The organism is Bacteroides sp. An279, assembly GCF_002159615.1.
In the GTDB taxonomy this organism is placed as follows: Bacteria; Bacteroidota; Bacteroidia; order Bacteroidales; family Bacteroidaceae; genus Phocaeicola; species Phocaeicola intestinalis.
The window spans coordinates 1-12,098 of record NZ_NFJA01000105.1 but is presented as its reverse complement, the minus strand read 5'-3'; the positions used below and the strand labels follow the sequence as shown (position 1 = coordinate 12,098).

The 12,098-nt window shown below is 43.6% G+C and carries 10 protein-coding genes and 1 pseudogene; 4 read left to right on the top strand and 7 right to left on the bottom strand.

Features of this window, described 5'->3' with window-relative positions; all coding sequences use genetic code 11:
• A pseudogene (gene nagB, locus B5F78_RS14355) lies at positions 1–185 on the bottom strand (glucosamine-6-phosphate deaminase); the annotation flags it as partial.
• Positions 186–352: 167 nt separating this feature from the next.
• On the opposite strand from nagB, the gene B5F78_RS14350 reads away from it, so the two are divergent.
• Positions 353–1,555, top strand: a complete 1,203-nt coding sequence (locus tag B5F78_RS14350) for an ROK family transcriptional regulator (RefSeq protein WP_022040241.1) — start codon at positions 353–355, stop codon at positions 1,553–1,555.
• Between the two features lie 72 nt (positions 1,556–1,627).
• On the opposite strand, the gene B5F78_RS14345 is transcribed toward B5F78_RS14350, so the two are convergent.
• The 4 genes from B5F78_RS14345 to B5F78_RS14330 form a co-directional block, all read right to left on the bottom strand.
• Positions 1,628–1,795 carry a DUF362 domain-containing protein gene (locus tag B5F78_RS14345; RefSeq protein WP_013618916.1) on the bottom strand — a complete coding sequence of 56 codons (168 nt, stop codon included), beginning with the start codon at positions 1,793–1,795 and terminating at the stop codon, positions 1,628–1,630.
• Positions 1,796–1,916: 121 nt separating this feature from the next.
• Positions 1,917–4,883: a glycoside hydrolase family 3 N-terminal domain-containing protein gene (locus tag B5F78_RS14340; RefSeq protein WP_087213237.1), complete on the bottom strand. Its 2,967-nt coding sequence runs from the start codon at positions 4,881–4,883 to the stop codon at positions 1,917–1,919.
• A 1-nt stretch (position 4,884) separates the two neighbouring features.
• A complete protein-coding gene (locus B5F78_RS14335) occupies positions 4,885–5,730 on the bottom strand; it encodes a bifunctional metallophosphatase/5'-nucleotidase (protein WP_022040244.1) in 846 nt (281 codons plus the stop codon).
• 13 nt (positions 5,731–5,743) lie between these two features.
• On the bottom strand, positions 5,744–6,499 hold the full coding sequence (locus B5F78_RS14330) for a 5'-nucleotidase C-terminal domain-containing protein (protein ID WP_087213377.1): 756 nt from the start codon (positions 6,497–6,499) through the stop codon (positions 5,744–5,746).
• Positions 6,500–6,698: 199 nt separating this feature from the next.
• On the opposite strand from B5F78_RS14330, the gene rplS reads away from it, so the two are divergent.
• The 3 genes from rplS (at position 6,699) to B5F78_RS14315 (ending at position 8,831) form a co-directional block, all read left to right on the top strand.
• Positions 6,699–7,052, top strand: a complete 354-nt coding sequence (rplS, locus tag B5F78_RS14325; protein WP_022040246.1) for a 50S ribosomal protein L19 — start codon at positions 6,699–6,701, stop codon at positions 7,050–7,052.
• Positions 7,053–7,324: 272 nt separating this feature from the next.
• Complete coding sequence (locus B5F78_RS14320; RefSeq protein ID WP_087407040.1) at positions 7,325–7,777, top strand: hypothetical protein; 453 nt, start codon at positions 7,325–7,327, stop codon at positions 7,775–7,777.
• 64 nt (positions 7,778–7,841) lie between these two features.
• Complete coding sequence (locus tag B5F78_RS14315; RefSeq protein WP_087407039.1) at positions 7,842–8,831, top strand: virulence RhuM family protein; 990 nt, start codon at positions 7,842–7,844, stop codon at positions 8,829–8,831.
• Positions 8,832–8,924: 93 nt separating this feature from the next.
• Here B5F78_RS14315 and B5F78_RS14310 read toward each other — a convergent pair whose 3' ends face one another.
• Both B5F78_RS14310 and B5F78_RS14305 read right to left on the bottom strand, forming a co-directional pair.
• Positions 8,925–11,669, bottom strand: a complete 2,745-nt coding sequence (locus B5F78_RS14310; protein WP_087407038.1) for a M64 family metallopeptidase — start codon at positions 11,667–11,669, stop codon at positions 8,925–8,927.
• Between the two features lie 20 nt (positions 11,670–11,689).
• The coding region (locus B5F78_RS14305) for a BACON domain-containing protein (protein ID WP_140400172.1) at positions 11,690–12,098 on the bottom strand (409 nt) is incomplete at its 5' end.

Below are 12,098 nucleotides of genomic sequence, written 5' to 3'. Positions count from 1 at the left end.
GACACCTTTCCCTCTCGGTTCAGTTCAATCAGCGCCTTATACATGCCCAATGGGGAAGAGCCCGTAGGCAAGCCCAATACAAAAGGACGTTCGGAAGATGGCTGGAACTCGTTTATCCGTTTTGCCACATAGTTGGCAGCCCATTCAGAAAGAGACCGATAATCAGATTCGATAATAACTCTCATAGTTTTTCCAGATTTAATTAATATATTTGTAACAAGAATCCACTTTGCATGTTAAATCACTGCAAAGATATTGGGAATTATGAATAAAACAATCATTATACAAAGTAATTATCGATTGTTTTTTAAATTTTTAATTAACCGGCCTTCCATTTTTAAAAACACCGCTTATGAAAGAACAGCTATTAGCAGACATCCAAAAAGGTTCGAAAAGTGCTATTATGAAAAAGCATATCATTACCTATTTAATATATAATGAAAATTCGACCATTACCGACCTAGCCAAAGACATGGACTTAAGCATTCCTACTGTAACAAAAGTAATAGACGAAATGCATGAACAAGGCTACATTGATGAATATGGGAAATTGGAAACGAGCGGTGGAAGACATCCAATTCTTTATGGACTAAACCCTGATTCGGCCTATTTTATCGGCGTATCCATAACGTGGAACAGCCTGCATATCGGTCTCATCAACTTCAAAGGTGATTTACTGAAACTACAAATGGGTATCCATATCGAACGGCAAGACACAATGGCATGCATTGACAAAATCTGCCGACACATTGAAACCTTTATCGATGGACTCAGCATCAGTAAAGAGCGGATTATACACATCAATGTAGCTCTGTGCGGACGGGTGAATCCAGAACTGGGATACAGTCACAGTTTCTTCAACTTCGGCGAACGCCCTTTAGCAGAAATATTGACAGAACGTATACACATCGAAGTTTCTATCGAGAACGATAGCCGCGCCATGTTGTATGGCGAATATATCAAAGGAGCTCTAAAAGGTTCGCGCAATGCTCTTTTTATCAATATAGACTGGGGGCTGGGCATGGGTATTCTGATAGACGGGAAATTATACAAAGGCAAGTCTGGGTTCTCGGGCGAATTCGGCCACACCTATGGGTATGACAACCAGATTATCTGCCATTGCGGCAAAAAGGGATGCCTGGAAACTGAAAATTCCTGTTCGGCTCTCTACCGCAAATTCATCGAACACCTGAAAGCAGGCGAGACTTCGATTGTCCTGTCTGAAAAGTCCATCGAAGACATTACCTTGGATGATATATTCAATGCCATAGGCAAAGAAGACTTACTTGCCATTGAACTGGTAGAAGAAATCGGACAACAACTGGGGGTGCATATCGGTAACCTTATCAATATTTTCAATCCTGATACAGTTATCATTGGAGGGGAAATGTCGAATGCAGGCGAATTTCTGTTACAGCCCATCATTACCACCGTACGAAAATACACACTTAGCCTGATGAGCCGCGATTCAGAAATCATTTTGTCAAAACTGAAAAGCCAGGCAGGTATCATAGGCTCATGTCTATTATCGAGAAGCCGGATGTTTGAAGCCTGACCCAAATACAAAAGAGGATGCACTCCAAAAAGAGAACATCCTCTATAAATTTTAAAACCGACGATTTATCGATTATCCTTGGTGGATTGCTTCAGAAGGACATACATCTGCGCAAGTACCGCATTCTGTACACATATCCGGGTTGATAGAATATTTGTCACCTTCAGAGATTGCGCCAACCGGGCATTCATCGATACAAGTACCGCAAGCGATACAATCGTCACTAATTACGTAAGCCATTGTTGTAAAAGTTAAAAGTTATTATTAGTACTAATTTGATAATGCAAAGGTAACTTTTTTATGTGAAGTTGTAACGTCTACATAGCAATATTTGATTAATTTGTACATAGTCTAAATAGAATCACCGCTTTATAGACTGATACATTGCTTGTTGCATACGTGTACGTATATTCAGCTTAGTCAGATTCTTATGATTGAATGCACGCGGATAAGTGCGGTTGCTCAAGAAAACAAAGACCAAATCGTTTTCCGGATCTGCCCAAGCACAAGTACCAGTAAAGCCTGTATGCCCAAAAACCCCTTGCGGAGCTTCAGCCGCACACGGGCTATGCTCTGGATGCCCGGTATCAGGTTTGTCGAACCCCAGTCCTCTCCTGCTCTCTTCCGACTGTAAGGTAATGAATAAGTCGCATGTAGCCCTACTCAGGTAACGATGCCCTCCATACACTCCCCGATCCAACAGCATTTGAAAGACAGCTCCTACATCATGTGCCGTCGAAAAAAGTCCGGCATTACCTGAAACTCCTCCCATGAAAGCTGCAATCTCATCATTTACATACCCTTGCAGTTCTGTTCTACGCAAAAAGTCTTCAGCCGCAGTAGGCACAATCTGCGATTTATCAAACCGATGCAAAGGATTGTATGCCGTATGCACCAAACCCATCGGCTTATAGAATACACTATCCAAATACACATCCAATGCAACGCCTGCAACAGATTCCACTAACTCTTTCAGCAACATAAAGTTCAAACAACTATACCGGTAAGAATGTCCTTTCAAAGGTATATCTGCCAATTGCCGGTTTATCTCTTTCCGAAAATCAGCATTCAAATACAAGCTGTCGGACAAAGGCAACACATACTTCCCTGTGCGTACGGAAGAAACCCATTCTTTTTTATAAACGAACCCGGTACAGGCATACAGGTTTTCATCTACTTGCAACGTGTGATACCGGTCATACTTTTTACGAAACAAACCTCCTTTACATGACTTCGAATCAATAGCTTCCTTATAGAAAGCCCAGTAAGCAGGCAAACCAGATTCGTGAAACAACAAATCCTGAACAGTAATACGCGATTTCCGTGTATCTTCCAACATTGGCAAATACTGGCTCACCCGATCGGTCAACCCGAATTTACCTTCGTCATACAATTTCATTACAGCCAACAATGTACCGGTCACTTTACTCAAAGAAGCCAAATCATATAAATCATTTTCTTTCACCTTGCGCGAACCATCGTAGGTAAATGTTCCGAAGCATTTATTATAGACAGGATATCCATCCTTCAATATCAGCACATGACATCCGGGATAAGCCTGCGCATCAATCCCTTCCTGGGCTATTGTATCAATACGTGCCAATATACGCGAATCCATACCAAAATCTTCAGGTGTATACAAATAGGGGCAATCAGGGTCTATTGTTATGCCTACACCTGCTTGACACCAGCCGGGAATACCTACCGACAAACGTCCTGTCACCTTGTCTCTGCCTGTCATGACCTTTGCTACATAACGTTGAACTGCTTCTGTTCCGACATGTGCCTGAACAACGGCCGAAGCATGCTGCAAGACAGGAAGCATAGTCTTCAAATCCTCCTGAGGAACAAAAGAAACGACCACCAGTGGTTTATCGGCTGCCAATTCCTGAAGAAACGGCACATAAGATTCATAATCTTTCTGATGCAATGCCACGATAACCTGCTGTGCCGTGCGAAGCCGCTTACGAATGGACTGCAACGAATCCACACGTGCATGTACCCAATTGATTGTTATCGATTCCTGCAATCCGTTGTAAAAAGGATAAGAATCGACTATCGAAGGAGAAATGCTCAACAAGACATTACCTGACAAAGCCAATTCCAACGGAAGCATTTCCAACGAGTCCTTCAGTACTGTAACAGCTGCTTTATCCAATGCCAGCAGCAAGCTGTCTGTTTCAGGAATGCGTATACGAGACTTCAAATCTTTTTCATCCACCACCGGGCGCTGACTTAGACCCAATGCATATTTAAAGGTAAGTACCTTCCGGCATTTCTCGGTAATCACCTCTTCGGTAAGCAGGCCTTTCTTTATAGCATTCATTACTCCAGTCATTTCCCGCTTTAAATTACGTGGAGCCAACAACAAATCGTTTCCGGCCAAAAGTGCCTGTGCACACACATCGTCCGCCTGACGGATACCTCGCATTTCGAGCGCATCGGTAAAGACTAGTCCGGAGAAATGAAACTCATCCTGCAACATAGTGGTTATAATATCGGAAGAAATAGAAGCCGGCTTCTCCTCCAATTCAGGAACTTGCAGATGCCCGACCATCATACCACTTACTCCCGCATCTATCGCCCTACGAAATGGATACAACTCAATAGAATCCATACGGGCACGGTCAAAAGGAAGCACTGGCAATGCCTTATGCGAATCGACATCCGTATCACCATGTCCGGGAAAATGCTTGCAGACAGCCAACACACCTCCATCTTCCAAACCGCGTGCATAAGCAATAACTTTCCGTGCCACTTCTTTGGGGTTACTCCCGAAAGAACGGGTATTGATGACTGGATTTCCCGGATTATTATCCACATCCGCCACAGGAGCGAAATTAACCTGCACCCCTATTTCACGCAACTGACGTGCCACCTCTCTCCCATAACGATAAATCAACGAATCATCCTGAACACATCCCAATATCCGGTTTTTGGGAAATTCAGGCGTATCTTTCAGACGCATAGCCAATCCCCATTCACCATCAAAAGTAATCAGCAAAGGGATCCGGCTCCATTGCTGTGCCAAGTTAGTCAATTGCACCTGCTGGTCTATCCGCCCCTTGGCAAACAACAATCCACCTAATCCATATTCCTCAATCGCTTTCCGTATCTGGGCTTTGTTGCGCGGAGCTGTAACAGGATCTACCGTATGGATAAACAGCTGTCCGATTTTCTGTTTCAATGTCATCTCCGACAACCGGCTTTCCACCCATCTGCGGCACGCTGCCGTATCTTTCACCTGGCTCAATACCGAAGGCATCGTGTGAGCCTCTACCCAGACAGACAACAACAAGCATATATATAAAACGACCGCCTTTCTCATCTCAGTTCTTTTGCAAAGTCAACACCATTTTTCCTATAAAAGCGGCATGCTTTCCCATTTGTTGCAAAGGCACTTCCACGCCATCCAGATTCTTATAATATTCAGGTTTCTCAAAATAAGAATGCGAATGTCCGCCCAATACTACATCGATATTGCACGTATTCTCTATCAGTTCCACATCCGAATAAGGCTCTCCTTTCCAACCCAAATGAGAAAGACAAATCACCAAATCACACTTCTCCTGCATTTTCAGCAGGTCAGCAATCCGTTGTGCTTCAGAGACAGGATCCTCAAACTTCACATCACCATACGATGCTTTTGCCACCAAACCTTCCAGTTGCGCGCCCAACCCGAACACTCCAATCTTAATACCATCCCGATGCAACACAACATACTCTTTCACCAAACCTTCCAGCACCGTACCCGTCACATCATAATTGGCACATACAATGGGAAACTCTGCCAACCTGAACAAACGCGCCATATTCTCCAAACCGAAATCGAACTCATGGTTCCCGATAGTACCAGCATCATAACGCATCTCGTTCATCATGCTGATTTCCACTTCTCCCTTATATATATTATAATAAGGTGTACCTTGCGAGAAATCCCCACAATCGAAAAGCAACAAATCAGGATGGATTTCACGCTGCTGGCTGATAAAAGTAGCACGTCGCACCATACCGGCTTTCCCTGCCAGCAAGGTATCCTGGTAATTTTCAGGAAAAGGCTCAATACGACTATGCATGTCATTGGTATGAAATAAATAAATCTCCTTGGTTGACTGGGCTGCTGCTGTAACCACAAGCAAACATACCCATAAAGAAATAAGACACAATTTTTTCATTGCTTAATCTGTATTATTGTTCAACAATCCGCCCTTCCACCTTCGCATCAACACACTTGCCCAAAGCTTCCATATTTTTTACATAATCGATGAACAAATCCCGCAAAACAGCATTTTCCGGTTCAAGCTTACCCACAGCTTCTTTAAAGGCTGACAAGTGATCATTCCCTTCGGCCAGATAGTCAATGGTAGCTACCTGATAGTCCTTTTCCGGGTCAATGTCCTTTCCACCGACTTTCGCACTCAACAGATTGCCCGATTCCGATATGACAAGCCTTGCTCCACTTAGTCCTTCTCCATGTACCCCAGCCATCTGCCTGAACAGTTCCTGCAAGTCTTTCCCTTTCAATGTCACTACCACCAAATGGTTTTCGAACGGAGTGATTTCATAAACCGATGCAACCGTTACCTCCCCTTCATTCAGCAGACTGCGTATGCCTCCCATGTTCATCACGCCCACATCTGCCGGCATACCGGTTTTAACTTCCGCCGCCGTACGCAACACGTCTGCTAACAGATTCGACAAAGGCGATTCGGGACGGTAAACTTCCAACTTCCGTGCCGCATGGCCGATTACCGGCTTCATGATGCTATCCACACCCTCCTGGTAAGGCTGCAACATACGCCACGCTTTCATATCTTGCTCCACATCGTATGCTTTTGTCACAGGTACCCTTTCTCCTTCTACCGACACCAGCGAATAGCCTGAACTACATGCCGTTAAAGCTAGGGCTACCACATACATGCCATAACATAATCTTTTTTTCATATTGATTGTCTGTTTATTTCCAGTCAAAGTTAGAAAAAAAGCCGACGATGCCCAAATTTTCCTTCAAAATAAAGCGAAAAGGCTTTGCCATGTCGCAAAAAATCACTTACTTTGCACCGCTTCCGCGCAATCGCTGTCAAGAAGAGTTACTTGGTATGTTGCGTTGGGTACGATAAACAATTTAATTTCAAAAAACAAGATGGATTTAATTAAAATTGCAGAAGAAGCATTTGCTACTGGCAAACAGCATCCTTCATTCAAAGCAGGTGACACGGTTACAGTAGCATACCGTATCGTCGAAGGTAACAAGGAACGTATTCAGATGTATCGTGGTGTAGTTATCAAAATCTGTGGACACGGCGAAAAGAAACGCTTCACCGTACGTAAAATGTCTGGTACAGTAGGTGTAGAACGTATTTTCCCCTTGGAGTCTCCGGCTATCGACAGCATTACTGTCAACAAGATTGGTAAAGTGCGTCGTGCTAAATTGTACTACTTGCGCAAACTTACCGGTAAGAAAGCCAGAATCCAGGAAAAACGTACAAACTTATAATTCGGATTCGATTGTTTCCTTACATAAAAAACCGATACTCTACATGGAGTACCGGTTTTTTTATATCTTTACGGCGGTTGACGCAAGCAACAGGGAAACGGCAGGCACATAGCTGCACCGCATAGTCAATATAGCTGCGTTGCCGGTACGATTAGTAATCGCACAAACAGACGATTAGTAATTGTACAGCCATACGATTACTAATCGTGCAAGCATCGCAGATATGTCCCTTGCGGAGAGACAGATACGTTGAACATTAAATCAAACTGATTATGATAAAATACAGCTTAGTAATGCGTGGCAAACCGGGTAATCCGGAACTTCCGAAGCGGGCTTTCGCTTCGGCGCAGAGTATAAAGAAAATGTCGCTGGAAGAGGTAGCAAAGTACATCAAACAACATGGTTGCGCATATAGCGTAGGCGATTTCCTTGCCATAGCCAATATGCTGGCACAAGCTACGGCAAACCTGCTGAAAGAAGGCTATCGCGTAGAATTGGACGAGCTTGGCGAATTTTATGTCACACTGGATTGCGAAGGCGCAGAAAGCATGGACAGTTTCCGTCCGGACGAGCACATCAAAGAGCTGCGGGTTCACTGGACACCCAGCGATGCCTTTAAAGACCTCCGCCAAGGAGCAACATTCGAGGAAACCTTAGACCGCCGCACGGAACGCAAATTATTGCAGGCGGAACGCAAAGGCAATTCTACATTGGAGCTGAAATGAGTCCGCAAAAAATAATGAAGTAACTTGATAGCCGAAATTCAATGACATTAAAAGAATAAGACTCATGGCGGCAGAAATACAATTCTTACTTTATAATATGCCCGATGAAGAGGGCAAGGTGCAGGTCATTATCAAGGACGAAACGATATGGTGCACCCAAAAGGCTATGGCACAACTTTTTGGAGTTGGAGTGCCTGCTATCAGCAAGCATCTGAAAAATATCTTTGAGGAAGGAGAGCTTCAGATAGATTCAGTTATTTCCAAAATGGAAACAACTGCCACAGACAACAAGAATTACTCAACAACGTTTTATTCGCTTGATGCTATTATTGCAGTTGGCTACCGTGTCAATTCAATGAAAGCGACCCGTTTCCGCCAATGGGCTACAAAGATACTCAACGAGTATATCCGCAAAGGCTTCGTATTGGATGATGATAGGTTGAAGCAAGGAACGGCTGTGTTTGGCAAGGATTATTTCCGCGAGTTGCTTGAAAGGATACGCTCTATCCGGGCAAGCGAACGGCGCATTTGGCAACAAATTACGGATATCTATGCCGAATGCAGTACCGACTATGACCGCAATTCTCCCACAACAAAAGAGTTTTACGCCACGATGCAAAACCGCTTTCATTATGCCATTACCGGACAAACGGCTGCTGAAATCATCTACTCAAAAGCAGACCACACGAAAGAACACATGGGACTTACAACATGGAAAAATTCTCCCAATGGGCGAATACTCAAATCGGATGTATCCGTAGCGAAGAACTATCTGGACGAGAAGCAAATCCGGCAATTGGAACGCACGGTAACTTCTTATTTCGATTACATAGAAAACTTGATTGAACGTCAAAACACGTTCACGATGGAGCAGTTTGCCGCCAGCGTAGACAAATTCCTGACCTTCAATGATTATCAGATATTGCCGGATAAAGGACGTGTATCTGCCGCCCAAGCAAAGGAAAAGGCAGAAAACGAATACGACATTTTTAACCGCACACAGCCCATTGATTCGGATTTCGACAAGGAGCTTAGAGAATTATTAGGTAAATAAAGGACATCTTTACACAATCAATATAACCGCAAACAAGAAGACGCACAACCCAAACATCGTTGTGCGTCTTCTTATTTATAGTGCATCTACTTTTTATTCATACACAAATCTGCCGTTTTCCCAACGACGATTATAAGTTACTGGAGGAGCAGTCTGTTCTATTTGTGTAGATACAGGAGCAACAACAGCACGCGAAACAGTACGGCTTCTTGACAAATCCCAATTTACAAATTCTTCGTAATCGAAAGTCCAACTTTCTCCGTATGCCAACTTGTGAATACGGTTGTAAATGGCTGCACGAGAGGGAGCATTGAAATCATATGGATAATTATAACTTGTCCTCATCACACTTTCTTCGGTAGGGCGCCAAACACCTGTTCTATAACAATAACCTCCTTCAAATACACCGATATTTTCATTTTGGTATCTATTATCCGAAATAAATTTATTCCATAAAACAGTTGAAGGATTATTTGTAAAATCTATATTCGTATACCATCCAAAATCTTTCTGCCATCCTGAAACTCTCGTAATCTCGGTATCAGGAATACGTGCATATTCAGGTGTATCATAAACATATTCATCTGCTAATTTAGCAAAACCATGACCAGCTGCTTCATGTATAACAGTTCCAATCCGAACTTTTTGGGGTGTCTCTAATGTCGAATAAGTTACAGCCGATCCTCTCCCATAATCACCTAAATAAGCAGAACTTCCACTTATATGAGCTGTCCCATGATGTTCAGTTGAATTTACTAAAACAATTATCAACATTTCATTCATCTCTTCCGAAGTAAAATTATCACACCGAGCTGCATACGTCATACATTTGTCATTATCTCCACCTATATGTGTACCTTCACCCAAATAACATGACAAAGCCGTCTCATGACCTTCCATAAGTCCTTCATTCTTTGAAACAACATCTACATAATACAGATTGAAATAATTCCTAAATGACACAAATGGTTCAAACATAAAGAACGACTCCATACCTTGTCTCATTAAATCTTCATACGTACCGTCCGCTATTTGCCTATCGGAGAAGCCATCACCCATCAATACAACATTGATGCCATTTCCTTCTGTAGCAGTTTGCAATGTATGCACTTTCCCATCTGCCGAATAATCGGTAGATTCGTAGGGCGCTTCACCCTCTCCCAATATGCCTTTCAAGAATTCCGGCAACTCATCACGAGAGGTAAAACTGCCATGGAAAATCATCTTACCCGTTTCATCGAAAGCGATAACCGTAGGGAATCCTGTGTAAGGAATGCCGCCTTCCGGGTTTTCCATCAACGTGGACCATTCCATATTATTACTTTCGATATAATTATTTGCCTCTGTAGGATTATCCATACCGTCATCACAAACGCCAATAATTTCTAACGAATGGTTCTTATAACGTTGATACAACTCCGACATCACCGGATGAAACGCTTTACTATACCCACACCACGTAGCCCATATATAATATAAGGTAACTTTATGACTGGATACGATGTCAATGGTACGAATAGTATTACCCCGATTATCTGTTGCTGTGAAATCAGGTATACGAAGATTTATCGTTTCGAAAGTAAAGCCTCCCGGTTCGTTTTGCTCGATACATCTATACCCGTTTATTTGCCACCAATCGGTAGCGGTAACAGCTTCCGGCACATCTCCTCCCAACATATTGTATGAGAAATCCACCGTTTGCAACTTGGTCAGCCTGCTTAACGTTTCAGGTACTTCTCCCGTCAGCGTATTGCCACTCAAATCCAATGTATACAGTTCGGTCAGATTGCCTATTTCTTCCGGAATGCTACCCACCAGATTGTTATAATACAAATGGATATACTGTACTCTCTCTTGGCTGTAATCCAATGTCACTCCATACCATTCCGACAAAGGAGCATCCGTACACCAGTTGGTATTGTTCGTCCAGTTGTCCCCATTAGTTGCATCATACAGCGCAATGAGAATATCACGGTCTGTTGGTCCTTCCGGTTCCAGTTCCGCATCGGTATCTACTGCCGCAAAGCTGGAAATGACGGAACGAGTTACGGTTATCGACTTTTGAGTCTGCTTACGAATGGTCTGCTCCTTACCGTTTATCGTTCCGGTTATATCCACTGTAATGCCTTGCGTCAAGGTTTGAGGAGCTACGACAAAATAAAACTCCGTTACACTCAATTCGGACAACTGCACATTGGCAGAAGTGCGCAACTGTATCGTGGTCTGTTTATCCCCGTTTCCATCGATGGTAAACACAGGAGCATCGGAAGCTACATCAATGGTTCCGTCCCCAGCTAACGCTTCCCCGTTATTTCCCTGAAGCCGGATAGCAGAAACAGCCATGGTTCCGGTGAGACGCAAACGGATGATGCCGCAGGTCTGCAAGAAACGGAAATCACTGTTCGTGCTTTTCGCTACCATCGGGCAATCGCCTGTATCGAAACTTCCTGCACGATAATCTTGCCCATCGGTCAAGCGATAAGAAATCTTGGTACCGTCTACAGCACTCTGCGCACTATAAGGATAAAAAGCATAAAACTCTTCCCCACTCACACTCGTTTCGCTTTCGAAACGGGCCTCATCGCCTTGTATTTCCGTCAAATCATAACGCACGGCTTCGGCAGTTGTATTACTGAAAATACCGATTGCGTCCGATTGTTCCCATATCACAGCATTGCCCGACAATTGGGTACGGCTTTTCACAGCCGCCGAAGTAGTGGCTTTTACCGATGTCAACCGGGTATCCGATTGGCGCAACGATTGCATCTCATCTTGTTTGCATCCTGCCAAAGAAAGCAAGAGCAAACTTAAGCAAAGGGTTATATATGTATATTTCATAACGATTCTTTTTTATATTCTTACCAATTTTCTTCATTCTCGGTAAAGTCTTCTATCTGTCCACCAGCGGTAGATGGTTGCTTGCCAGCCTGAACCACTTCAATGGTCCGGCTCAATTCTCCAGCCGTAACGGTGATGTTGCCTTTCCTTTCGGCACGGTCTGCATTGGCTGCAATGACAATATTGCCGTTTTGCAGGCTCATCCAAGCATTGCCATTCAGGTTTACATTCGGTTCACCGGCATTAGTACTGATAGTCAACGGATACGTTCCTCCTTCTGCCGAAGCATCTATACGTAGAGGTGTCACGTTCAAGTAAAGTTCTTTTCCTGCCTGCGTCACCGTAACGGTACGGGTGATGCTACCGTCTTCTGAGGTAAACGTCAAAGTCGCCTCACGGACAGATGTTTCTTCATTGGCGGCTACATCA